This is a genomic window from Idiomarina sp. Sol25 (assembly GCF_033052775.1).
GTDB lineage: Bacteria > Pseudomonadota > Gammaproteobacteria > Enterobacterales > Alteromonadaceae > Idiomarina.
This window is the reverse complement of the sequence record NZ_JAUPEW010000003.1, coordinates 59,215-84,792: the sequence shown is the minus strand read 5'-3', so window position 1 is coordinate 84,792 and position 25,578 is coordinate 59,215. Positions and strand designations below refer to the sequence as shown.

The window sequence follows — 25,578 nt, the reverse complement described above, 5'->3', positions numbered from 1 at the left end:
TGACATCTGGTATATTTCCAGACTGATGAAATGTCTGTAATTGTTAATAAGCTGGTTGTGTTTAAAACAGTAAAATAACAAAAGTAAGGCGGAACTATGAGAAGAGCATCTTTTAAACTTGGGTATTTGGCCATTTCTATGTCAGCAGCGTTAGCAATTCCGGGTACCGGTCTTGCGCAACAAGCAGATGCTAATGCAGAGTCTGATGAATCGATGGAGCGCATTGTCACTCTGGGTTCCCGAGTCAATGGCAGAACGGCAACAGAGTCGGCATCGCCAATTGATATTATTTCTGCAGAGCAACTGGTAAATACAGGAGCGACCGAACTCGGTAAAGCTCTGCAAATGAGTGCGCCTTCTTTTAACTTTTCCAGCACCACCATTTCTGACGGTTCTGACATAATTCGCCCTGCAACACTGCGCGGGCTCAATCCGGATCAGGTTTTGGTTCTGGTCAATGGTAAACGCCGGCATCAACAAGCTCTTGTAAACGTTCAAGAAACCATTGGTAAAGGCTCAGCAGGCTATGACATCAACGCCATTCCCATTACCGCTGTCGCACGTGTCGAAATCCTGCGCGACGGAGCCGCAGCTCAATACGGCTCGGATGCTATTGCCGGGGTTATTAATATTACTCTGAAAAGTTCTGACGGCGGCAGTGTCTCCGCTGAAATAGGTCAAACTTACGAGGGCGATGGCGAAGTTAATACGGTTGGCGTTAACTTTGGTACTACGTCAAAAAATGGCTATTTTAACGGCACTCTGGAGTACCGTGACCGGGGAATGACGAACCGGGCATCTCCAGCCGAAGCATCGCTGATAGGTGACTGGCTTTCGCCCGGCGGGGAACCAGTGGTTCGCCTTCATATTGGTGACGCAAATTCTGAAAATTTGTATGCATGGTTTAACTCTGGCTATAACTTGGGCAACAATAAGGAATTATATGCATTCGGTGGTGTTTCAACTCGCGATGGTGGATCTTCTGGCTTTTTTCGGGGGCGTGAACACCCTAGAACCATCGAGGCAATTTACCCCGATGGGTTCTTGCCAAAATTAGAGACCGAGGCGGATGACCAGTCCTTGGCTGTTGGTATTCGCGGTGACCTGCCTAATGCCTGGCTGTGGGATGCCAGTGTGGTTTACGGTAAAAATGAATTTGGTTTTAATTCGTCAAACTCAGCGAACGTAAGTTGGTACTACGAGCCTAGCCCGGACGGCGGTATTTATGGTGAAACACCGACGGAAGCTTTTGATGGCGAACTGGTCTTTGAGCAGACGACATTCAATTTAGATTTTAATGGTACGGTCGATATCGCAAACGAGCTGCTTTATCTCGCGGTGGGGTTAGAAATGCGCCGCGATGGTTATCAAATCAACCCGGGTGACCCGGTATCCTGGGCTTATGGGAGAGCTAACGACCCAAGCGTTGAAATTTTAACGCCATCTGGCGATCCTGCAGAAGCTGGAATACAAGGCTTCCCGGGTTTTAGCCCTAGTCAGGCGGTAGATGCCGATCGTGACAGTTATGGCGCTTATGTCGATGCGGAATACTATGTAACACCGGACTTCTTGTTAGCAGGCGCTTTACGTTACGAAGATTATGACATAGCCGGTGATAATATTTCCGGTAAACTGTCTGCCCGCTATGATATCGACAGTGATTTTTCTTTGCGTGGTACGGTATCGACCGGATTTCGAGCTCCGGGCGTACAGCAAATTTATTACAGCCAGGTATCAACTAATATTGTTAATGGTACGTTGGTTGAAACCGGTACCATCGCCAACGATGATGAAGTCGCACGGCAGTTTGGTATCAACGAGTTAGAAGAAGAAACGTCTGAAAGCGTAAGCTTGGGCCTTATTAAGCGCTTCGATAACGGTTTCGATTTGACCATGGACTTTTATCAAATCAATATTGATGATCGCATTGTGTTGTCGGAATCACTGACGGCTGATGTAGGTGCAGAGTTTGGTCAAATTCTGGAAGATAATAACCTGGGAGCTGCTCAATTCTTCACTAACTCTGTTGATACGAAAACCATGGGTCTGGATGTGATTGTGTCTTACCCGACTGAGTTCATGGATGGCAATTTAAACTTAACTGCCGCAATGAGCTTTATGAATACCGACGTAGAGCAGGTGAATTCGGTCTCTTCATTAATTCCGGGAGAGCAAATATTTAACGACACTCAAGTTCTGCGCCTTGAAGAGGGTCAGCCCAGTGAGAAAGCCACATTAAGCGGTGACTGGACTCGTGACGCGTGGAACGTCAACTTAGCCCTAAATTACTTTGGTGCTGTTGAAGGTCAGGCTTTTACTGGGGTCCGTCATGAGTGGGGCGGTAAGTGGTTAACCGATCTTTCTGTTGGTTACGACTTTACCAGTGACTTAAATATTCGTATAGGTGCGAACAACCTGTTTGATACTTACCCGGATGAATGGGGCAGTGCTGGATCACCCTTTTCCGATGCGGGCTTTAAATATGGTTGGGAAACCTTCCCGTTCGGTATTAATGGTGGTTACTACTACGCTCGGCTGAATTACACTTTCTAATCGTTACTGACACAAAAACGCCCCAAATACTGGGGCGTTTTTCAACGTTACTTTTCGGGACAATTAATTGCCCATGTAAGACGTCAGCATCCAGGCTGTTTTTTCCTGCTCTTTGATGTAGTCGCTCATCAGTGCATTGGTACCTTCATCTCCAGCTTCGTCAGAAATTTCGAGAATTTCACGCTGTAGACGGATGGTCGTCTGATAGCTATCCAAAATATTAGCTACACAGGCTCTACCGTCATGTACGTCTTTAACTTCCTCAATTTCGCTGTTCTTGATGTAGGTCGAGTAAGCATGCTGAGGGCGCTGACCCAAGGTTAAAATACGTTCCGCAATCTCATCAATTTTCAGCAGCAAATCGTCGTAGGTTTCTTCGAACTTAGCGTGCAGCTCAAAAAAACGCTCGCCTTTGATGTTCCAGTGAAAACCACGAACATTCATGTAAAAAACTTGGTAATTTGAAAGTAGCTCATTGAGCTTGTCGCCGAGTTGTTCGGCTTTCTTCTGGTCTAAACCAATAACGCTTAATTGTTTCATAAAACCCTCCTTTATCATCGTTATATCCTAACCATAGTTGAATCATAGGGTTAAAGAAAGCGATGAAAATCGATAACGCTGACAGTTAAATTGAATAACTGTCAGCTTATGCTTACATAAACAATGTGGGGTCGCTGTGAGTTAAATCAACTCAGGCTTTCAAGTTTACCGTCGCGGATGTGCTTTTCACCGCGGGCTTTAGCCAATTGAATTTGACGCTCACGCTCAGCAAATCGTTCTTTTTGTTCGGACGAGGTTTTGTCGTAGCAATGCGGACAGCTGACACCTTTTTGGTAATGTTCTGACTGCATTTCTTCCGTGGTAATGGGCATGCGGCAAGCATAACACTGGTCGTAGTCACCCTGTTCGAGGCCATGCTTAACCGTAACTCGCTGGTCAAACACAAAGCATTCACCATTCCAGCGGCTGTTGTCTTCCGGCATCATCTCCAGATATTTAAGAATTCCGCCTTTTAAGTGGTAAACCTCATCAAAGCCTTGCTCTTTTAAATAAGCAGTCGATTTTTCGCAGCGAATACCGCCGGTGCAGAACATCGCCACTTTCTTATGTTTTTCCGGGTCCAGGTGTTGCTTAACGTATTCGGGGAACTCGCGAAATGTGTCGGTTTTAGGGTTAATGGCACCTTCAAAGGTTCCTACGGCGTATTCGTACTCGTTGCGGGTATCAATAACCAAAACTTCCGGATCGGCAATAAGATCGTTCCATTTTTCGGGGTCAACATAAGTACCGACAGAACTCTTAGGGTCAACCCAGTCGACACCCAGAGTGACAATTTCTTTTTTGAGCTTAACCTTCGTCCGGTAAAACGCTTGCTCGTCACTGGGGGATTCTTTGTGTTCAATGTCAGCAAAACGTTCGTCGGAACGTAAGTAACTCAACACGTTGTCAATAGCTGCTCGGGTACCGCAAATAGTGCCGTTAATACCTTCACGGGCTAACAGCAGGGTGCCTTTTACATCGTTTGCAATAAGCGTTTGATACAGAGGTTCGCGGAGCTCTTTATAGTCATTTAACTCAACAAATTTATACAATGCCGCACAAATATACATATCATGTTACCTTTTTCAGCGGTCCGAAACGTAAATCCGGAGCCTTTATTTAAATCGCCGTAGCAATTCGCGTAAAAATCGCGCGGAGTATACCGTTTTGATCCCGATCAGCGCAAATCAGGGACTCAGGGAGCAGTAAGAAAGCATGATTAACGAAGCCTTGTTTTATGGCCTGGTACTTTTATCAGCCGCAACCTCGTTATTAACAGCCGTGGCCGGCGCAGGCGGAGGCGCGGTACTGATTGGTGTGATGGCTTTGGTGTTACCTGGTAGTGCGGTTATTCCGGTACATGGACTGGTGCAAATGGGGTCTAATGTGGGCCGAACCGGGTTGGCCTGGAAACACATTCATTGGCCAACCGTTGGCTGGTTTGTGCCTTTTGGTTTATTAGGCACTTTTATTGGCAGCTTATTATTGGTTCAGCTTCCGACACATTTTCTGCAAGTTACCATCGCATTGTTTTTAATGTGGCTAACCTGGGGGCCTAAGTTGCCACAGAGCTTTCGCGGTCGGGCTGGCTTGGTCGGTGGTGGCCTGGTTACCGGCTTTATTTCTCTTTTTGTTGGTGCTTCAGGGCCTCTGGTTGCCGCTTTTGTAAAAGCTCGATTTAGCCAGCGAATGCAAACGGTCGCGACTTTTTCCGCTGTAATGGCCATGCAACACGCGCCCAAAGCGCTGGTGTTCGGCATGGCTGGATTTGTCTTTCGGGACTGGTTACCGCTGGTATTAGCAATGATAGCGGCAGGCTTTGCCGGCACCTGGGTTGGCCTGCACTGGCTAAAAAAAATTACTGACCAGCGCTTTAACCAACTGTTTCGCTTAATCATTACCTTACTGGCTTTGCGTTTGATTTGGGTCGCGCTTGAGCCGTTTGTCCCAGCGTTGACGAGCATAACGTCGTAAACTCGCTATGTTATCGGTTTCATCCATAATGGGGGTACCCAGTATGGTTTCGATAATATCTTCCAGGGTAATGAGTCCCAGCCAGCTGCCGTGTTCGTCGTACACTAATGCCATATGCTGACGCTCTTTGAGCAGATGACTCATTAAAGCCTCGACACTGACAGTTTCTGTAACTACCTCAACTGATCGTACAATGTCTTTCAGCGTATCTGATTCGTCAGCGTCAAGGACGTCACTGCGAAAAACGATACCTTGTGGCTCCTCGTCATTATCAATAACCGGGTATCGGGAAAAAGGTAATTCTCTTATTCTTTCACCGACTTCCGCCATACTTAAATCCGGTCGAATAGATTCACACACAGTACGGGGGGTCATAACTTCACGTACCCGAATTTCATGTAAGTCGAGAATGTTTAGAATGACTCGGCGCTCGTCATCATCCAGTGCGTTTTCCTCGTGGCCTATAGTAGCCATGGCTTTAATTTCAGAGCGAACGTCAATGTCTGCTTCTCCGCTGCCAATACGTTTGGTGATTTGATCGGAAAGCCAGATAAACGGCTTCAGGGATAAAATCATAAAGTTAAGTATTGGGGGAAGCGAAGGTGCAATGGGTCGCCAGAACTTGGCACCAATCGTTTTAGGTATGATTTCCGAAAGTACCAGAATAAGCAGAGTCATAAGGGCTGAAGCGACACCCAGGTAGCCGTCGCCGAAAACAACTCCAACCTGAGCGCCAACACCCGCTGCGCCTGCTGTATGGGCTATTGTGTTGAGTGTTAATATTGCTGCAAGGGGCTTATCGATAGAGTCTTTTAGCTTGCGTAACTGCCTATGGGTTTTAGGCTTGGTCTCTTTCAGCTGCGCAACGTAACTGGGCGTAACAGATAGAATAGCGGCTTCTAAAACTGAGCAAATAAATGAAACGCCAATAGCGATAATGGCAAAAAGAATGAGTAGAAACATTGGTACCTTAAATACTTAAAAAAGCTGCATTAGTAATAACACAGTTCCCGCGACGATGAGGATAGACCAACCGACAGGACCTGCGTATTTACCCCATAGACGTTCAGTATAAGGCCCTAACCATAAAACGATAAGTGCTAATGCATAATAACGTAAAGCCCGCGCTGCACCTGCGGCTAAAAGAAATAACCAGAGCGGGTAGTCGCCAGCGCCTGCGGCCAGCATGGCCACCTGGAAAGGAACAGGAGTAACACCTACCAGGAAAATAGCGAGAAAACCGTCTTCGCTCAGATTTTCCTGGAATTCTTTATAATAATCCTGAAGGGAAAGGTAGTTGATGAACCATTCTCCAGCGGTATCAAATAAGGCAAAGCCAATGTAATAACCACCAATAGCCCCGGCTAAAAATCCCGCTAAAGCAACGGTCGAAACCAGCCATATGCGTTTGCGCTCGAGTACCATGTACGGTATTAAAATTAACTCTAAGGCTATGGGAAGCACAGTTGCTTCCAGAGCAGAGAGAAAAAATAGGAGTATCAATGCATGGGGGGAGCTCGCCAGTTTCTGGTACCATTGCTGCGTCTTCGAATTTTTTGTCATTGGCGCGTCAACATAGTGTTTTCGATAGCATCCATCGGTTGAGTGAAGCGTGATTTTTTTGCAAATAGGGATCAAAGCCGTTAAAACTTACGTAAATTTTGCACTTAATCGCGTTGTTAAAAGGTAACTTAAAATGAAATATCAAGGAAGCCCTGGCTTTTCCCATGGTCAAGCGGACAAAATTGGTGTCTTGGTCACTAATCTGGGAACTCCCCAGGCTCCAACAAAAAAAGCACTCAAGCCTTATCTAAAAGAGTTTTTATCCGACCCTCGAGTGGTTGAAGTGCCGCGCTTACTTTGGTTCTTAATTTTGAACGGGGTTATTTTGCGCTTTCGACCTAAGCGCTCAGCCGAGGCTTATAAGACCGTCTGGACTGACCGCGGCTCACCTTTGTTATTTCATACGCAAGACCAGGCATCGGCTATTGAAGCAAAACTGAAGCAAACTTGGGGTGACAAAATTGTGGTAGATTTTGCCATGCGCTACGGGAACCCGGCTCTTGGCGATGTCGTTGAGAAAATGATGCAAAAAGGCGTTCGAAAACTGTTGGTATTGCCTTTGTATCCGCAATATTCGGCATCGACTACGGCTTCAACCTTTGATGCGCTGGCCAAAGACTTTACCAAACGCCGCTGGTTACCTGAACTTCGTTTTATTACCCACTATCACGATTTTTCACCTTTTATTGAGGCAGCCGCGCAGCGTATCGAACGACACTGGGATGCTCATGGGCGCGCTGATAAGTTGCTGTTCTCTTACCACGGCATTCCATTGCGCTACCTGAAAAACGGTGACCCTTACCACTGCGAATGCTACAAAACATCGCGCTTACTGGCAGAACGATTGGGGCTTGGAAAGGACGAGTACCTGACGACGTTTCAGTCACGTTTTGGCCGCGAAGAATGGTTGCAGCCCTACACCGATATGACAATGAAAGCGCTTCCTGGCAAAGGAGTAAAGTCGGTTCAGGTCTTTTGCCCGGGGTTTTCTTCTGACTGCTTAGAAACCGTAGAGGAAATTGGTGAAGAAAACCGTGAATACTTTATGGAAAGTGGCGGCGAGCGGTACGAATACATTTCAGCTCTGAATGCTGAGAGCGGGCATATTGATGCGTTAAGCCAACTGATTGAAAATAATTTGCAAGGCTGGTCAGTTGAAGAAGTAACTGAACAGCGGCAGCAACGAGCCGATCAGGTAAAAAAGCAAAGTTTGCCCTATGATGATTAAAGGAGATTAACTTGGCGCGTACGACTTCATTCGGCAAGCCTTTTATGTTTATTGCCTGGGGGCTGGCCCTCGTTATGTTGGTCTGGTTTTTTGAAGATCAGTTGCAGCAACAGTTTAATCCGAACTCTCAGGTGCAAAGCCACGTCGATAACGGGCAGGTCACCGTTGTGCTGGAGCAAAACCGTATGGGTCACTATGTGGCTCAGGGCAAAGTGAATGGTCAGCCTGTGACCTTTTTGCTAGATACCGGAGCGACACTGGTTGCTGTTCCTGAAAACTTGGCTAAAAAACTGGGCTTGCGTAAAGGCCGCCAAGGTATGTCTCAAACAGCGAACGGACGTGTTATAACTTATAGAACAGAAATTGACAGATTAGAACTAGGTGAAATTCAGCTAACAAATGTTGCGGCGTCTATCACTCCCGGAATGGACGGCGATGTCATACTTTTGGGCATGAGTGCGTTGAAGGAATTTGAGTTAACGCAAAAAGGCGATACTCTTACATTACGTTATTAAATAAAACAAAACAGGAACGATGTATGTACAAAACATTACTAGGGGCAACCTTATTGTTGGTAGCCGGCAGTGTTAATGCACAACAAAAAGCGTTAGAGCACTGTGCAGGGATTGAAGACTCGCTGGAACGACTGGTATGTTATGACAATATCGCTGAGCAGCCTCAGGGTGAGTCGAAGCAAGCAGAAGGAAAAGCCAGAGGAAAAACGCAGGCTGAAAAACAAAAGTCCAAGGCGGGGCACCGTGGTAAGTCTTCTTTAGAGCGAACTTTTGGTATGGAGCATAAAGAAAAAGAGGAAGGCCAGCTTGACCGAATTGAGGTTGAAGTTGCATCGACAGAACAGGGGCCTTATGACAAGTGGCGTATTGAACTTAGCAATGGCCAGATGTGGAAACAGACCGATAGCGGTGGTTATTTTCCCTGGAATGACGATGATACATATTATATTGAACGCGGCGCATTAAATTCATTTTTCTTTGGTCGTGAAGGTTCAAATCGCCGTATGCGAGTGCAGCGGGTTAAATAAAACAAGCGATAAATATGCAGCGAATCAATGCAGGGTAGCGTATTAGAATTTAGCCTTCTGGCAACAGGTATAGTCCTTATACTGATTACCGCGACAGTTTTTGTCGTAGTGATCGGTAAAAGAGCGGAAAAAAGATATCAAGGCACAAATTATTTAATTCAGTCGCATTATGAGGCGTTTAATTCTTTAGCCCGGCATCGGGATATTGAAAAGCGTTTGCAGGGTATCTGCCAGCTTATTGAGTCTCAAATTGATGGTGCCATGTGTTCCATTATGGTAGCCGATAAAAAAAGACAAACCTTATCAACCGCTGCTTCGATTTCCCTACCCAAATCCTATAATCGCGCCTTAGATGGCTTAGCTATAGCCGACGGTGTTGGTGCCTGTGGTACAGCGGCATCGCTCGGTGAACCCGTACTCATTGCTGATATGAGAAAGGATGAACGTTTCAGTAAATTTAGATCGTTAATTGACCAGCAAGGTCTAGTCGCGTGCTGGTCTCATCCTATTTTCTCTATTATTAATAGTGACGTCATCGGAACCTTCGCTGTTTATTTTTCAGAACCCAGGATCCCGCTGGGGCCTGAGCTGGAAGTTATTGTCCGCAACCGTGATCTGGTGGCTCTTATTATTGAGCAGGAAGAGCAAAGAAGGAAGCAAGCTCGTTTTGAGCAGAGTCAACGCTCACTATTTACTCACAACCCTGATGCTGTATTTATGCTCGATTCAGATGGTAATTTCACGAGTGTCAACCGCGCAGTTTGTGAGCTTTTATCGCTTAAAGAAGAGGAACTGCTGGGTAAACATTACGAACTGGCAGTATCTGAGTGTGATCGAAAACGAACATCAGAGCATTTTGAAGCAGCTAAAGCTGGTATTCCACAGTCCTACGAAATAAAAGCAAAAGACCAGGCAGGGCAGCTTCATAACTTAGCAATAACCAATATTCCTATTATTACCAATGGCCAGATAAACGGCGTGCATGGTATTGCTAAGGACATTACTGAACGAATTCAGCGTGAAGAGGCTTTAGAATTTCTTAGCTCTCACGACAGCTTAACGCGCCTAGTAAACCGAAGCGCAATGGAGCAGCGACTACAGCAGTTACAGGAAACTAAGAGCGAAACGGCAATATTCGTCATCTTTATTGATTTAGATGGTTTCAAGCCTATAAATGATAGCCTGGGACACCAGCTTGGCGACGAGGTTTTAATTGAGACGGCACAACGCCTGCAGCAGGTAATTTTGGAACCCAACTTACTTTGCCGTTTTGGTGGTGATGAGTTTGTTGCCATTATTCAGAATATGAATGCGTTTGAGCAAGTGAATGCGTTATGCGCTGAAGTTTTAGCGGTACTTGAACAGCCCTTTCGCATTGGTGAAGTTGAAGTTTCATTGTCCGCAGCAATTGGTGTAGCAGCAAATGATATTGAGTTTAAACATCCTATGGAGCTTACCCAACGGGCCGACATAGCGATGTACGAAGCGAAAAAGCGCGGAGGGAACTCGATTTACTGGTATTCAGCCAACCTTGATGAAGACTTGGGCTACAAAGTGGCGTTGCGCACCAAAATTCAGGAGGCGCTTGCGCAAGAGCAGTTTGAACTGTTTTATCAACCCATTATGACCGACAAAGGTAAAGTTGCCGGAGCTGAAGCACTGATTCGCTGGCAACATCCAACTAAAGGCTATGTTTCCCCTGCCGATTTTATTCCGGTTTCTGAGCGCACAGGGCAAATCATTCCAATAAGCGAATGGGTTCTAAAACAAGCTTGTCACGACCTGCAACAGCTGAAGCGGTGCGGCATAAAATCTGTTTCGGTTAATTTTTCGCCTATCCAGTTTTATCGTGAAGACTTTGTCAGTAAAACGAAAGCGATACTTGAGAAGTTTGATATAAAACCCGGCGAGATCACCGTCGAAATAACAGAAAACGTATTAGTTAACGACACACAGCGTATTGCTGACTTACTTCAACAGTTACGAGATATGGGACTAGACGTGGCTATTGATGATTTTGGCAGCGGCTTCGCAAGCTTGCGTTATCTGAATATGCTGCCGGTGAATAAGCTCAAAATTGATCGCAGCTTTATTGAAAATATTCATGAGAACTCGCATAACGCCGCTATTACCTGCGGAATTTTGAATATGGTCGCGGATATAGGCATTGAAACTGTGGCTGAAGGTGTAGAGAAGGAGGAAGAGTGTGCTTATTTAGTAGAACATGGCTGCCACTTTATGCAGGGGTTCTTATTCAGTAAGCCGAAGCCGCTGGGCGAACTGCTGCAATGGGCAGAACGCCAGCAATCTTTTGAAAATGAATAGTAGATTTATTTAATATCGGTCAGCCGCAAATACGGGCGTAAGGTTTTCCAGCCCTGTGGAAACTTCTCTTTTGCGTCTTCATCGCTGACCGTCGGGCGAATAATGACAGAGTCTCCTGGCAGCCAGTCAGCCGGGCAGGCCACTTCGTCACGGTCAGTCGTTTGCAGAGCATCAATAACGCGTAAAATCTCATTGAAATTACGGCCTACAGTCATGGGATAAGTCATGATTAAACGAACTTTTTGATTCGGATCGATAATAAAAACAGAGCGTACTGTAGCCGTGGCACTTTCGTTTGGATGGATCATGTCGTAAAGCTGCGCTACTTCTAAATCTTTGTCGGCAACGATAGGGAACTCAAGTACAGTACTCTGAGTGTCGTTAACATCATTAATCCAGCCTTTGTGAGCCTCTACGGTATCGGTCGATAACCCTAAAGGTTTCACGTTGCGTTTTTCAAACTCTGGGGCAAGCTGTGCTGTGCGGCCCATTTCTGTGGTGCATACCGGTGTATAATCTGCCGGGTGACTAAAGAAAAATACCCACGAGCCTTTTGCCCAGTCATGAAAATCTATCGAACCCTGTGTGGTATCGATGGTAAAATTTGGTGCGGTATCGCCAATACGTAATGTCATATAAAGCCTCCTCTGTTTAGTTACTGAGTATTATAGTGCTTATTCGAGTTTTACGAAGAACAAGCTTCTTCTAATTTAGAATGTTTAGATATATGGTATTGGCACGTGGCCTAAGGGTCAGGGGAAACAGTGGTGACAGTGAACACATTATGAGCGAACACACACAATTCGAAGCTATGAGCGAAGCTCAAAAGTTACGGATAATGATAGAAGCAACCCAGGCTGGTTCCTGGGAATGGAATGTCCAGACAGGAGCCGTAGTTTTTAACGAGCGATGGGCTGAAATGCTAGGGTACACGCTGGATGAACTTAAGCCTCTAACTGTTGAAACGTGGCGGTCTTTGGCAGAGCCTGAAGATTTAAAGGCGTCCACGCGGTTATTGGAAGAACACTTTAACGGAGCTAGCTCCTATTATGAGTGTCGAATTAGGGCTAAGCATAAGCTAGGTCATTGGGTTTGGCTGCGGGATTACGGAAAACTTATTACCCGCACTAATGATGGAAAGCCTGAATGGGTGCTTGGAACTCATATTGATATTACACCCCTTCTCCATTTGCAGCAGAAGTTTGAAACCATTTCAACCCTATTGCCGGGAGTTGTGTATCAATATCAAGTGGATGCAGATGGAACTAGCCGTTTTCCTTTTGCCACCGAGGGCTTGATTTCAGTTTATGGAGTGCGTCCAGAAGAAGTGAAGCAAGATGCCAGCCCTGTTTTTGAAGTCATTCACAAAGATGATTTAGACCATGTCGTTAGAACTATCTCCGAGTCAAAGCGCTATATGTCTGCCTGGGTTTGTGAGTACAGAGTTACATTTGGCAATGACGTACGTTGGGTCTTTGGGCATGCAAAGCCCTCTAAGCTACCTGCCGGTGGAACACTCTGGACCGGAATGATCATCGATATCACGGAACGAAAAAAGCTTGAAATAGAGTTGGAGGAGAGCCGTTTTAATTTAAAGCAAGCCCAAAAAATAGCTCGAATTGGACATTGGGAAATGAACCAGGAAACTGGCGAGTTATATTGGTCGGATATGGTATATGAAATATTGGGGTTTGCTCACAAGAATGTAAAGCCAAGTATAGAAAAATTCCGCGAACTGGTTCACCCTGATGACATAGCATTAATTGATGAAAGCGAAAAAATTGCTGGAAAAACAGGTGTCCATGACGTCCAGCATAGAATGAAGCACGCGGACGGACATTATATTTGGGTACATGAATTAGCCGAATTTAAAAAAGACGGTGTGATATTACTGGGTACATTGAGAGATATTACAAAAGAAAAAGAGTTGGAAAATAGCCTGCTACAGCAGTCAATAACCGACTCTCTAACTGGCGCATTTAATCGACGACACTTTGATTTTCGCTTGAAAGAAGAAGTAAAGAGAAGTCAAAGGAACCAATCGCCTTTAAGTTTGTTGAGCTTCGATCTCGACCACTTTAAGCACGTAAATGACAATTACGGCCACTCAGCTGGCGATGATGTTTTAAAGTCCATTGTAAATACGGTTAAAAGTAGGCTACGCGACAGCGATGTTTTTGCCCGAATAGGTGGCGAAGAGTTTGCCATAATTTTACCCGATACTCCGGAAGACGATGCTCAGATGTTAGCCGAGACGTTACGAGCGGCAATACAAGCATTGGTAACTAAAACAGAAAGCGAATCGATTATGGTAACAGTGACGGTGGGAGTAACCAGTACCTACTTCGAAAATGAATCTGCAGAAACTTTGCTCCGCCGAGCAGATAAAGCTTTATATAAAGGGAAGCAAACCGGAAGAAATCGAGTTTGTGTTTTTAAACCGGAAGCCCAAGCATGATTTTATTTATTGATGCCGATGCCTGCCCTGTGGCAATACGGGAAATTCTTTTTCGTGCGGCACAGCGTAAACAGCTGCACCTCTACTTAGTGGCTAATCAACGCATTCAAACACCTAAATCTAAATTTATTCATATGGTGCAGGTAGGCAGCGGTTTTGACGTAGCGGACCATGAAATAGTCCGGCGCTGTGAAGCAGGCGACTTAATCATCACCAGTGACATTCCGCTGGCGTCTGAAGTGATAGATAAAGGCGCTAAGGCATTAAGCCCCCGGGGGGAGCTCTTCACCCCCGATAATATTCGCCAGCGTCTGAACATAAGAGATTTTATGGACACCATGCGCAGTAGTGGTATCCAATCTGGTGGTCCACCGCCGTTGTCGAATGTGGATCGCAAAAATTTTGCGGATCATTTAGACCGTTTATTAGCCGGGAGTTGAACTTGACTTTTTTTGCGGCGTTACCGGCAATTATCTGGGCTGTGGTCGTTTGGTTTGTTCCTGAGTTATTGACGTCTGTCTCGTTTTCAGTCCCCGGAACGGTCTCAGCCGCATTAGGGGCAGTGTTTTTGGTTGCCGCTTTTTTTCGGCAATGGCAATGGTTTTATTGGTGCGCCTGGGTTGGTGGTATTTACGCAACGGTTCAGCTCGGTTTACAGCAACCACTGGCGCAAAAAGACGTTTCCCAACTGTACGATGCCCTGCCTGTGTGGCTATCGATTAGTGCCTTGCTCCTGACCTTCCTGAAAAAACCAGTACTACTCACTGGAAAAGGCATACTGATATTTGTTGCGTTGGCAATACTGCCTTTATCGCTATTGCTGGCGCCTGTTGCTCAGGCTTTCGCGTTATTGAGCCCCGTGGAGATTTTGACGTTACCTGACTGGCAACAAAGTTCGTTTGCTATTGGGCTACTTATTTGGACAGTCGCCATGGGGGGAGTCTGGGCAACTTACTTGCTTTATAAAAGTGCCTCCGCTTTTGCCTGGAGTCATTGGGCGGCCTGGCTTTCTCTTATGGTCTTTTTGTTGGCCGTGCAGTACCAGCAAGCCTCCACCTGGGCCGCTTTGGCAGCCAGCGCAGGCTTATTGCTGGCGTTGGCCGACCAAATGTTGAAGCTGGCCTACATTGATGAACTAACCGGGTTGCCGCAACGGCGTGCGTTGATGAGTCAGTTGCAACACTTACGCAAACGCAGTGCCGTTTGTATGCTCGACGTTGACTATTTCAAAAAGTTTAATGACCGCTACGGGCACGAGGTTGGTGATCAGGTGCTTCGGCTGTTAGGCCGTATTTTAAAAGAACACGGGGGGTTTAAGGCTTACCGCTATGGCGGAGAGGAATTTACCTTAGTGTTTTTCCACAACGATGAAGAAAAGTTGAAAAGTACGCTGGAAAGCGTTCGTAGCCAGGTTGCTAATTACCCGCTTAAATTGAGAGAGCCTTCGCGGCCGGAGAGTAAGACAAAAGGCAAAGAAGCGCGAGGGAAAAAAGAGCAAAGTAAAACCGTCAAAGTCACTATCAGTTTAGGTGCGACTTTAAAGGAACCTGATGATACTGCGGATAGCATTTTGAAACGTGCAGATGAGAACCTTTATTCTGCGAAAAAGGCTGGGCGTAATAGAGCGGTACTGAAATAGAAGCGATCTAAAACCAACGACATACGTTAATAGTTATATTGTTTTAAATCGTGGGCACGTTAATGAGCTATATAAAAGAAACCATCGAAAAGCTAAAGCAGACCAGTCCGGCGCAAGTCGAGTTCTATCAAGCGGTAGAGGATGTACTTGAATCGATAGAACCTTTACTGGAAGAACGTCCTAAATATCGGGAGCACTCTATTATTGAGCGGCTGCTTGAGCCTGAGCGACAAATCATGTTTCGTGTCCCCTGGATGGACGATGACGGTAAAATTCAGGTCAATAAAGGCTACAGAATAGAGTTTAACTCGGCTTTGGGGCCTTATAAAGGCGGGCTGCGTTTTCACCCAAGTGTAAATGCCGGTATCGTTAAGTTTCTTGGTTTCGAGCAAATATTTAAGAATGCTCTGACCGGTTTACCCATTGGCGGTGGCAAAGGTGGCGCCAACTTCGATCCTAAAGGCAAGTCGGACGCGGAGATTATGCGTTTCTGCCAGTCGTTTATGAGTGAACTGTATCGCCACATTGGTCCTCATACCGATGTTCCTGCGGGAGATATCGGTGTGGGCTCAAGGGAAATTGGCTATCTGTTTGGTCAATATAAACGCCTGGCCAACCGTTTTGACGGTGTTTTAACCGGCAAAAGTAAATTATGGGGTGGCTCGCAAGTTAGAAAAGAGGCGACAGGATATGGGGCTGTCTATTTTGCGCAATGCATGATGGATGACCAGGATGACTCGCTGGACGGAAAGCGTTGTTTGGTTTCTGGTTCAGGTAACGTTGCTATTTATGCTATGGAAAAGCTTTATGAGCTAGGGGCCACGCCTGTTAGTTGCAGTGACTCCAGTGGAGCTATCTATCACGAGCAGGGCATTGATTTAGATTTGGTTAAACGGATAAAAGAAGAACAGGGCGGGCGACTCAAAGAGTATCTTGAAACTCACGATAATGCGGAATATACGGCCAAAGACGATTACCCCGACGAAGGTCACAGCGTTTGGCGATACAAAGCCGATATTGCTTTTCCTTGTGCGACTCAAAATGAATTGACGGAAAAAGACGCGCAGACGCTTCTGGAAAACGGTTGTAAGTACATAGTGGAAGGTGCAAATATGCCTACCACCCAGGCTGCAGTCGATCTTTTCATTGAAAGTGGCGTGGGTTATGGTCCGGGCAAAGCATCAAACGCGGGCGGTGTTGCCACGAGCCAGTTAGAGATGGCTCAGAATGCCAGCATGTTGTGCTGGGACTTTGAGGAAGTGGATGAAAAGCTTAAGGATATTATGCTGAGCATTTACCAAGATGCAAAACGTACCGCTGAAGAGTTCGGGCACCCTAATAACTTAGTTCTTGGAGCAAACATTGCCGGGTTCCGCAAGGTAGCCGATGCCATGTTGGAACAAGGTGTGGTTTGATTTAATTAAGCTCGTTTTTTCCTTTAAATTCAGACAATCGTTTGAAACAAACCATTGGTCGCAAAAGTGCTTTAGTGTTTTTAATAATAAAGGCATGCTCAGTTAATAAACAACTGGGGAGAAAAATATGAAAAAAGCACTTTTGGCGACGGCCTTTGTCCCATTAATTGTCGGCGGGTGCGCCGGCGTTGAACCTAAGGATACTCTGACTGAAACGTTGGAAACGGGTGGGGCACTAAAACCAGAACATCAACATATTAACCTTGAAAAAGCGCATTTATTTTTCGATATAAATCCGGAAAAACGTGAAGTTAAAGGCAAAACTGAACTGGTGCTCTCTGTTACTGAGAGACAGTCAGACTTCCTTATCGATTTTGACAATAACTACCAAATCTCAGCACTCTCTATTAATAGTCTTAAAACAAATGACTACACTCACGAACTCGGTGAAATTCGCTTTAGCCTTGAGCAACCAATAGCTGCTGGTGATAAGTTAAGAGTCACTATTGAATATAAAGGACAACCTCATGTCGCAATAAACCCTCCCTGGGATGGCGGCTACGTTTGGGACGAAACTGAAAATGGTAAACCCTGGATAGCCACTGCTGTGCAGGGAGAAGGCTGTGATTTGATTTGGCCCTGTATTGACCACCCAACGTTCGAGGCTAAGCAAACCGATATTGTTATTCGGGTGCCGAAAGGCCTGGTTGCCGCCAGTAACGGAAAGTTAATTGAAAGCAGTGAGGGTGAGGGCTGGTCGCAGTACCACTGGCGTAGTGAGCAGCCACAGAATAACTATGGTATTGCGTTAAATGTTGGCCCTTATGAGGTTCTTAAGGACACATACCAAAGTCGTTATGGACATGAGTATCCGTTGGTTTTTTACTATTTGGAAGGTAAAAAAGCTGAAGCGGAAAAATTGTTCAATGAGTTCTCTGAGCAGTTAGACTTCTACGAAGACGTCATTGGCCCCTATCCATTCTACGCTGAAAAAATGGGTGTCGTGGAAACTCCGCATTTGGGGATGGAACATCAAACCATTAATGCGTATGGGCAAGAATACAAAGCTGGAAAATACAATTTCGACTGGTTACTTCATCATGAGTTGGCTCATGAGTGGTTTGGAAATCAAGTTACTAACACCGACTGGGACCACATGTGGCTGCATGAAGGTTTCGGCGCTTATATGCAACCATTATATGGGCAATATTTGCATGGAGACTTTGCCTATCACAGTATGATGTATGACTCACGCATAGGTATACGAAACGAGCATCCGGTTGTATCGAATAAACCGATGTCAGAAGATGATGTTTATAAAGCTGACAGAGGGCCGGGTAGCGATATCTATCAAAAAGGCGCATGGATATTGCATACTTTAAGAAACTTGATTGGCGACGATGATTTTTTTGCAGCAACGAGAAAACTGGTTTACCAAACTACTGACCCGAAACCTGGAAACTTTGAACCGCATTTTGCGGACTCACAAGACTTCATTGATGCTGTTAATGAGCAAACAGGCGAGGACTTTACATGGTTTTTTGAACACTACCTTTATACAGCGAAGTTACCAGAGCTGGTTGCCGAGCAAGAAGGGAATAAGTTAAGCCTGCATTGGCAGACTTTTAACGAAGCAGCCTTTAAATTACCTGTAGAAGTGCAAGTTGGTGACACCATATCGACAGTTGTTGTGGGAAAGACTCCTGTTCAGGTTGCGTTACCTACAACCGATGCACATTATGTATTAGACCCGTTGCATAAGATTTTGAAGCAGGAAGATTATTTAGATGCTTACGCGAAAGAGCAACCTCAATAATGAGGTTGCTCAATACTGGGCGTTACTGCTGCTTTTCCATCTCCTGATGAAATTCTGCCAAATCGGAAATAACTTTCTGGTTTGGCAATTCCGCGTAGGGTTGTTCAGCAAACTTGGTACCACGCAGTTGCACCGAAATACGCGCCGCATCGGGATTTAACATGGTTTGCTGGTAAAACGCTTTGGCGTCCGCAAGGCTTACGTTTTCAACAGCATCAATTAACTGCTCTTTGCTGTCGAATTCGAAGCGCTGCAAACTCAAATCAGCCAGGAATGGAGAAACTTCTTCCATCAAGTTCTTAGGCTTTTCGTTCAATGTAATCAAGGTACTCTGTTTGATTTGATTGAACTCTTCTGGCGTCATTTTCTGTAAGTCTTCCCAATATTCTTCCTTGAAGCTATCAAAGCGCTCCTGCATATCGGCAACGCTTTTAACCGGCGTCTGAATATACAGACCAAAACCTGCGTAATTATCCAGGCTCGGTGCGAAAGAGCCCACAGCATAGGCCAGTTGCTCTTCTGTACGCAGGGTATCAAAGGCCACGGTACGGAAGTGACTTTGCAGAACCGTTCCTGCCGCTAGCGTGGCAAAACTCGGTTGAGGGTGGATGTGCGCATCAACCACCGCTACGTCAGCCACGTCCAGGTCACGACGCAATACAATGGACTTGCCAGTTTCAGGTTTCCAGAATTGAGCCATTTTAAAGTCAGTAACCTTACGGTCTTCGGGTAAGCTGGCTTGAATACGCTCTACAGACTCCTCCAGATTTGCCTTATCGTAATTACCAAAAGCAAACACGCGAATAGCGTTATTACCCATTAAGGTGTCGATAAAGTTAGCCAAATCGGCTGGAGTTAGGCTTTGCGCTGTTTCAATTAAGTCCGTTTGGTTAAACCCACCTTCACGAATCAACTGCCCGTATGCGTCAAAGCTCTGGTAAATTGGAAATTGCTGCCCTTTATTTTGCAGATCTCTGATATAACGATCCACCGCCTGCTTAAAGGCTTGCTTTTCTACGTCGAAGCTCAAATTCTCGATAGCTCGTTCAAGCAACTGAGGCTGCTTATCGGTAAAGCCAGACACCGTTAGTGACAGGCCTGTGCCGTCATTAAGGTTCAGGTTCATACCCGCAATATTCGCCTCGGTATCCAGAGCGCTAACATTCATATTGTATAAATCGCGCCATAAAGCGGTTAAAACGTCCGCTTTTATACTTTTAATAGGTGCCTCGTTGTTTATTTGAATATAAAAAACGCCGCGCGGCTGGTCGCTGTATAACTGGCTCGGATACTGCCAGACCTGAATGCCTTCTTCTTCGATAACTACTTTGGGTTTATCGAAAGCGTCGTTCTGCTTAATAGCAAAACTTTCTGGCAACAGGGTATTCACTTTAGGCAAATTAATTGCCATCTTAGGTTCGTTATCCCAGCTTGCTATTTCTTCTTGCGGAATATCAACAACTTTGTATTTGCCTTCGTAGAAATCGAGTTCGCTGTCGTGTGGCTCGTCCTGACTAATGTACCAAACGCGCAGTCTTTCCGGTGTTAGTTGCGACAATACCGAGCGGATTGCTTCAGGATCAAACTTCTGGTATTCATAAGGTGCGCTGATAGCGTACTCAGCCGGGAAGTTTTGCATTGTCTGAGCCAGAGATGAAACGTAGCTGAACTCATCGCTTTTTTCTAAGAAGCGAAAACGGTTGTTCAGGCTAGTTTTTATTTCTTTAAAGTAACTTTCATCAACGCCCTCAGCGCGGACTTTATCGATGTACTGCATAATAAGCGCAACAATTTCTTCACGCTGTTGCATGCCGGCATTAGTGAGCTCAACATCAATTGCCATTACGCCGTAGTTGCCATAAAAAGTGGGTTGTGCTGATGCGTTTAAGCTAGCAATAAGGCCGGCGTCTTTAAGTTGTTGCGCTGGCGTTCCTGGCATTTCTGAACCAAGCAGGTAACTGACATAACGGTTGGGTTTAACCGCAAACTGATCCTGATTGTCATTGATAATGAATTCCAGTTTCAGTTGCTTAACGTCTTCATTTGGCACGTAGTGAATACGCTTCTTGCCAACGTCGTCGAAGTTAATTTGAGCCGCGACTTCAGGCTCTTCAATACCGTCGTCTTCAATGCTGGCAAAGTGTTTGCGAGCTAAGGTTTCCATCTCTTCTAACGAGCGGTTGCTTATCATGGCAACTTTCATAATGTTGGCAGAGTAGAAACGGTTGTAGAAATCGACGGTTTCTTTATGCAGTTCGCTGTTCTCTTTGTCACTCAGGCTGTCGAGATTCCCAATCAGGAAACGGTTAGAAGGGTGCTCACCCAACAATAAGCGGCCTAATTTAAACTGCCCAAAAAAGTCCATTTCACGGCGCATTGACCATTCGGCATTCACTGCATTGCGCTCTTTGTCAGCGTACTCGGGGTACAGCTTTGGCGCTTTGAAAAAGTCAGAAAAGCGATCTAAAGCTTCATCATAGGCGCTGTTATTAATTTTAAACATGTAGTTGGTAACGTCCAGCCAGGTCGAGGCGTTCTGGCTACCACCGTTATTACTCATAAACTCGCTGTATTCGTTGGTATCGGGATACTTTTCGGTTCCCAGAAACAACATATGTTCCAGGTAATGTGCCATCCCTTGCTGAGCTTCGGGATCCTGCAATAAACCAACGCCAACGCTTAAAGCGGTAGCGGACTTATCTGTATTAGGATCAGAAACCAACATAATTTCAATGTTGTTATCCAAAGTCACGACGCGATACTGGCGTTCATCGTTGGGGCTTTTAATAACTTCGCCGGCAACAGCGTTTTGTGAGGTGCTGGTTTCGGTAACGGGCTGACTGCAGCCTGCGGCTAGAAGAGCAGAACTAATAGCACTTGCGAGTAATAACTTTTTCATAAAAATATCCCTTAAAAAATGACCGCTATATAATAACTAGGACTACTCTTCCTGTTGAGGGTAATCTTTAATTATTTGTTGACTAATTTGTAACAGATTGTGAGAGTTAAAGCATACTTTTGGTACAGGGCGGAGTTAAGGAAGGTCGTTATTAGTAATGTGAGAGTTGAAAAGTCTGGAGTCTGTGAAAAAGCCCTCTGACGGCAGAGGGCTTAATTTAAGAGCCTAGTTTGCAATTAATTTGAAGTTTCCTATTTCAGAGTAACAAACTCCTCAGCACTGGTCGGATGCAACGCAACCGTAGAATCTAAATCCGCTTTAGTAGCCCCCATTTTGAGAGCAACAGCAAAGCCTTGTAAAATTTCATCCATACCTTCGCCAATACCGTGAATGCCGACAACCTTCTCTTCTTTGCCCTGGCATACCAGCTTGAAATAGCTAAGGGCGCGGTGTGGGGTAACGGCGTTGTACATGGCCGCAAACGATGATTTGTACACGGTAATATTGTCTTCACCGAATTTCAGCTTAGCGTCTTCCTCGCTCAGACCAACGGTACCAATGGTCGGATGGCTGAATACAACGGTTGGAATGTTCTCAAAGTCCATGTGTGCGTTTGGCATGTTGTTAAACAAGCGCTCCGCAAGTAAGCGCCCTGCCTTGATAGCAACCGGTGTTAGTGCTGCGGCACCCGTATTATCGCCTACAGCGTAAATACCTTGTACGTTGGTATTCTGGAATTTATCGACGTTGATATAACCGTCGTTGTCCAGTTCTACGCCGGTGCATTCCAGGTTGATTTTGTCGGTGGATGGCACGCGGCCTATCGCCCAGACTAAACAATCGACGCCGTCCATTGTCTGACCACCTTCAAAGTGCAAAGTTAATGTACCGTCGTCTTGCTTAACCACTTCGCGAACGGTGGTTTCGGTGTGAAGTTCAGGACCGTCCTGTTTCATTCGCTCCAGCAAACCATCGGTAATATCTTTATCAAAGGTGCGTAATGGACGGTCGCGACGCACCATTAAATGAGTGTCAGTGCCGAGGGCATGGAAGACACCGGCAATTTCAACGGCGATATAACCGGCGCCGATAACTGCCGCCTTCTTAGGTTGTTCAGTCAGAGCAAAGAAGCCGTCGGAGTCGATACCATGTTCAGCACCCGGAATTTCGGGGATCATGGGGCGTCCACCGGTGGCAATGGTAATATGGTCAGCGGTAATTTTCTCGCCGTTAACTTCTACTGTTTTGTGGTCAACGAATTTAGCAAAGCCTTCTATAAACTCAACGCCATTGCCCTGAAAGCCTCGATGGTACCCACCGTGAATGCGCTCAATATACGCTTCGCGATTTTTAACCATAGTGGCCCAGTCAAAACCTTTTTGTTCAAGTTCGAAGCCGTATGAAGGCGAATATTTTATGGCTTCAGCAATATGAGCGCCGTACCACATGACTTTCTTGGGCACACAACCCACGTTTACGCAGGTGCCGCCAACGGCTTTTGCTTCAATAACCGCGGCTTTTGCGCCACGTATCGCTGCGCGGTTGGCTGAGGCTATGCCGCCGCTACCTGCGCCTATCGCAAGATAGTCATAATGTCTGGTCATATTGCTTAACTCCTGTACTCAATTCAAAAACTGCGGATATCTTGAATAAAAACCCCGTATCTTGCAAATAAAGACACGGGGTTGTCATGCTTTTTATACCGATAGCGGTAATCGATAGATCAGTTCATTACTCAGATGACGAGCGCTCGCCGGCTGGTAAGTTCTCTTTCACAAACTCGGTCATCATGGTGCGTAAATGAAGGGTTGTACCTTCACCTTCGTAAATACCATGAGAGCGGTTCGGGTAGGCAAAAAACTCAAACTGCTTACCGTGTTTAATGAGCTCATTGACCAGGCGCTCGCTGCCCTGAAAGTGAACGTTGTCGTCGCCCGTACCATGCACTAACAGTAAGTCGCCTTCCAGGTTTTCAGCGTGAGTAATGGCTGAGGTTTCTTTATAACGCTCGGCAGACTCAGGCAGTAAACCAGAGTACCGCTCCTGATAAATGGTGTCGTACAGCGTTAGATCGGGTACTGGTGCCAGCGCCATACCCATGTGGTAGCTGTCCGGGTAACGGAACAGCGCATTCAGGGTTTGTGAACCACCACCGCTGTGTCCCCAAATGCCTACACGGTTTTCATCAATGAAGTCCCAGCGTTCCAGCATTTGTTGCAGCGCATCGTATTGGTCGCGTACAGTAACGACGCCCAGGTTCTTGTAAATAGAGCGGCGCCAGTCAAAGCCGCGTGGAGACTTGGTGCCGCGGTTATCAATAGACGCAACAATATAGCCCTGCTGTGTCAGCATGGTATGCCATAAATACAATGAGCCGCCCCATTTATTCGCAACGGTTTGCCCCCAGGGTTCACCGTAAACGTAGAACAAAATGGGGTACTCTTTACTGGGGTCGAAGTCAGTCGGCTTCATAATGTAGCCGTCCAGCTCTAAACCGTCGCGAGCTTCCACCCGGAAAAACTCAACCGGTTGTTTCTGCACCTGTTCAACCGCTTGCTGTGCTTCATTATTGTCAACCACAGTACGAATAACTTCGTGATCCGGCAGTGAAATCATATTAGTAACCGGAACCTGGTTGACCGAACTAAAGGTATGTTCAGCGTATTTGGCGTCTTGTGAAATGCTGTAACTGTGGGTGCCGTCCATGTCCGGTGTAAGGCGCTCTAAGCGACCGCTACCGTCTAAGCTGGCGCGGAACAGGTAACGCTCCAGAGGTGTTTCCGGTGAGGCAATAAAATAGACCCAGCCGTTTTCTTCGTTCACACGCAGTACTTCAACTACGTCCCAGTTACCGCGGGTAATGGCGGTGGTTCTGCCTGAGTCGCGTTGCACTCGGTAAATATGGCGATAACCGCTGCGCTCGCTTAACCAGGTAAATTCGCGACCGTCATTTAAAAAGTGAATGTCGTCGACATACTCAGCCCACGAGTCGGTGCTTTCGCGTAACAACTCCTGACTACGACCGGTTTCAATATCACTGATAAAAGCGCGGTTAATGTGCTGCTTGCGGGTCAGTTGTTGAATTAACAGTTTTTCGCTGTTGCCTGCCCAGTTCATGCGCACCAGGTAATGCTGGCGAGGGTCACCGGGAATATTCATCCATTTTGTTTGACCGCCACTGGCCGGCATTACCCCAATGCGCATAGCGGCATTAGTTTCACCCACTTTCGGGTAGGGGAACTCTTTTAACGTTGGATAGAGTTCGTCGGTGTTGTTGATCATAGTGAATATTGGTGTGCCTTCGGTGTCCAGCTGCCAGTACGCAATGTGCTGGCCATCCGGGCTCCAGCGAAAACCGTCGCGCAGGAAAAACTCTTCTTCGTTAACCCAGTCGAAGGTACCGTTAACGATAGTGTCGCTGCCGTCGCTGGTCAGCGCGCTGACAGTGAAGCTGCTAAGGTCCTGCACGTAAATGTTGTTCTGCATAACAAACGCGACTTTTGTGCCTTGCGGATTAAACTTAGCAAACTGCAGAGTCGATTCGGGTGCATTCCCGCCCAGTTGGCGTAATTCGTTGTTGTTGCGGTTTAGCACCCAGTAATCGCCCAGAGTATGGGTACGCCACGAACGCTTGGTATTGGTGAAAATAAGCACTTTATCGCCATTGTCGGACCAGACGTAATTGGCAATATCCAGCGCTTTGTCCTTACCTTTCGGGGTAAGCTGTTCAGCACTGACTAAAACCGTGCGCTCGTTGGTTTCCGGGTGATAACGAACAATATCGCGGCCATCTGCCGAATTGGATTGCTCTAAAGTCGTGTAACCTGAACCGTCTTCCAGCCAGCGAGTTGGGGCCGGGCGATCAATACTGAAGGTATCGCTGGCGAATATTTTTTCCGCTGTCAGCTGGCTAACACCTGTTATTTCAGCTTCATTGGAGTCCGCAGTGGATTGTCCACCCAGGTTACTACAGGCACTTAAGGTGATAATGGCCGTTAATCCGACCAATAAACGCAAAGATCGAAAAGAAGTGTCAGACATGACATTTACCTTTATTCTGATTTATTAACGAACTGGATAATACCGCAAAAAACGCAGGAAACCACATAAGCGTGGTTGAAGACTA

At 46.2% G+C, this 25,578-nt stretch carries 19 protein-coding genes; 11 read left to right on the top strand and 8 right to left on the bottom strand.

Going from position 1 to position 25,578, the window contains the following annotated elements:
* The first annotated feature begins 96 nt into the window (after nucleotides 1-96).
* A complete protein-coding gene (locus Q5L94_RS06320) occupies nucleotides 97-2,553 on the top strand; it encodes a TonB-dependent receptor (RefSeq protein ID WP_317497606.1) in 2,457 nt (818 codons plus the stop codon).
* A gap of 63 nt (nucleotides 2,554-2,616) precedes the next feature.
* Here Q5L94_RS06320 and Q5L94_RS06315 read toward each other — a convergent pair whose 3' ends face one another.
* Entirely contained in the window at nucleotides 2,617-3,093 is a 477-nt protein-coding gene (locus tag Q5L94_RS06315; protein WP_011235578.1) for a Dps family protein, read from the bottom strand.
* Between the two features lie 146 nt (nucleotides 3,094-3,239).
* Entirely contained in the window at nucleotides 3,240-4,163 is a 924-nt protein-coding gene (locus tag Q5L94_RS06310; protein ID WP_317497605.1) for a rhodanese-related sulfurtransferase, read from the bottom strand.
* Between the two features lie 145 nt (nucleotides 4,164-4,308).
* Here Q5L94_RS06310 and Q5L94_RS06305 point away from each other — a divergent pair, with 145 nt between their 5' ends.
* The gene (locus tag Q5L94_RS06305; RefSeq protein ID WP_317497604.1) at nucleotides 4,309-5,067 is read left to right on the top strand and encodes a sulfite exporter TauE/SafE family protein; all 759 of its coding nucleotides are present in this window, start codon (nucleotides 4,309-4,311) and stop codon (nucleotides 5,065-5,067) included.
* Here Q5L94_RS06305 and Q5L94_RS06300 read toward each other — a convergent pair.
* Nucleotides 4,996-6,030, bottom strand: a complete 1,035-nt coding sequence (locus Q5L94_RS06300; RefSeq protein WP_317497603.1) for a hemolysin family protein — start codon at nucleotides 6,028-6,030, stop codon at nucleotides 4,996-4,998. The genes Q5L94_RS06305 and Q5L94_RS06300 overlap by 72 nt on opposite strands.
* Nucleotides 6,031-6,045: 15 nt before the next feature.
* Nucleotides 6,046-6,630 carry a YqaA family protein gene (locus Q5L94_RS06295; RefSeq protein WP_317497602.1) on the bottom strand — a complete coding sequence of 195 codons (585 nt, stop codon included), beginning with the start codon at nucleotides 6,628-6,630 and terminating at the stop codon, nucleotides 6,046-6,048.
* A 133-nt stretch (nucleotides 6,631-6,763) separates the two neighbouring features.
* On the opposite strand from Q5L94_RS06295, the gene hemH reads away from it, so the two are divergent.
* Genes hemH through Q5L94_RS06275 form a run of 4 tightly spaced genes read left to right on the top strand, consistent with a single transcriptional unit; the run spans nucleotide 6,764 to nucleotide 11,225 of the window.
* Nucleotides 6,764-7,858, top strand: coding sequence for a ferrochelatase (gene hemH / locus Q5L94_RS06290; RefSeq protein ID WP_317497601.1), 1,095 nt, complete (start codon nucleotides 6,764-6,766; stop codon nucleotides 7,856-7,858).
* An 11-nt stretch (nucleotides 7,859-7,869) separates the two neighbouring features.
* The gene (locus Q5L94_RS06285; protein ID WP_317497600.1) at nucleotides 7,870-8,373 is read left to right on the top strand and encodes a TIGR02281 family clan AA aspartic protease; all 504 of its coding nucleotides are present in this window, start codon (nucleotides 7,870-7,872) and stop codon (nucleotides 8,371-8,373) included.
* Nucleotides 8,374-8,396: 23 nt separating this feature from the next.
* Nucleotides 8,397-8,900 (top strand): hypothetical protein, encoded by a 504-nt coding sequence (locus tag Q5L94_RS06280; RefSeq protein ID WP_317497599.1) that lies wholly within the window; start codon nucleotides 8,397-8,399, stop codon nucleotides 8,898-8,900.
* Nucleotides 8,901-8,927: 27 nt separating this feature from the next.
* Nucleotides 8,928-11,225 (top strand): EAL domain-containing protein, encoded by a 2,298-nt coding sequence (locus Q5L94_RS06275; protein ID WP_317497598.1) that lies wholly within the window; start codon nucleotides 8,928-8,930, stop codon nucleotides 11,223-11,225.
* 5 nt (nucleotides 11,226-11,230) lie between these two features.
* On the opposite strand, the gene Q5L94_RS06270 is transcribed toward Q5L94_RS06275, so the two are convergent.
* Nucleotides 11,231-11,860 (bottom strand): peroxiredoxin, encoded by a 630-nt coding sequence (locus tag Q5L94_RS06270; protein ID WP_317497597.1) that lies wholly within the window; start codon nucleotides 11,858-11,860, stop codon nucleotides 11,231-11,233.
* 149 nt (nucleotides 11,861-12,009) lie between these two features.
* Between Q5L94_RS06270 and Q5L94_RS06265 the strand changes: the two genes are divergently transcribed.
* The 5 genes from Q5L94_RS06265 (at nucleotide 12,010) to Q5L94_RS06245 (ending at nucleotide 18,553) form a co-directional block, all read left to right on the top strand.
* Entirely contained in the window at nucleotides 12,010-13,683 is a 1,674-nt protein-coding gene (locus Q5L94_RS06265; protein WP_317497596.1) for a diguanylate cyclase, read from the top strand.
* A complete protein-coding gene (locus tag Q5L94_RS06260) occupies nucleotides 13,680-14,123 on the top strand; it encodes a YaiI/YqxD family protein (protein WP_317497595.1) in 444 nt (147 codons plus the stop codon). Before Q5L94_RS06265 ends, Q5L94_RS06260 begins: the two co-directional genes overlap by 4 nt.
* 2 nt (nucleotides 14,124-14,125) lie before the next feature.
* On the top strand, nucleotides 14,126-15,322 hold the full coding sequence (locus Q5L94_RS06255; protein ID WP_317497594.1) for a GGDEF domain-containing protein: 1,197 nt from the start codon (nucleotides 14,126-14,128) through the stop codon (nucleotides 15,320-15,322).
* A gap of 62 nt (nucleotides 15,323-15,384) precedes the next feature.
* Complete coding sequence (gene gdhA / locus Q5L94_RS06250; protein WP_317497593.1) at nucleotides 15,385-16,737, top strand: NADP-specific glutamate dehydrogenase; 1,353 nt, start codon at nucleotides 15,385-15,387, stop codon at nucleotides 16,735-16,737.
* A 127-nt stretch (nucleotides 16,738-16,864) separates the two neighbouring features.
* The gene (locus tag Q5L94_RS06245) at nucleotides 16,865-18,553 is read left to right on the top strand and encodes a M1 family metallopeptidase (protein WP_317497592.1); all 1,689 of its coding nucleotides are present in this window, start codon (nucleotides 16,865-16,867) and stop codon (nucleotides 18,551-18,553) included.
* Nucleotides 18,554-18,575: 22 nt separating this feature from the next.
* Here Q5L94_RS06245 and Q5L94_RS06240 read toward each other — a convergent pair whose 3' ends face one another.
* From Q5L94_RS06240 to Q5L94_RS06230, 3 genes are all read right to left on the bottom strand, one after another.
* Nucleotides 18,576-21,452: an insulinase family protein gene (locus Q5L94_RS06240; RefSeq protein ID WP_317497591.1), complete on the bottom strand. Its 2,877-nt coding sequence runs from the start codon at nucleotides 21,450-21,452 to the stop codon at nucleotides 18,576-18,578.
* A gap of 251 nt (nucleotides 21,453-21,703) precedes the next feature.
* Nucleotides 21,704-23,056 carry a glutathione-disulfide reductase gene (gorA, locus tag Q5L94_RS06235; RefSeq protein ID WP_317497590.1) on the bottom strand — a complete coding sequence of 451 codons (1,353 nt, stop codon included), beginning with the start codon at nucleotides 23,054-23,056 and terminating at the stop codon, nucleotides 21,704-21,706.
* Nucleotides 23,057-23,183: 127 nt separating this feature from the next.
* On the bottom strand, nucleotides 23,184-25,493 hold the full coding sequence (locus tag Q5L94_RS06230; RefSeq protein WP_317497589.1) for a S9 family peptidase: 2,310 nt from the start codon (nucleotides 25,491-25,493) through the stop codon (nucleotides 23,184-23,186).
* Between the last annotated feature and the right edge of the window lie 85 nt (nucleotides 25,494-25,578).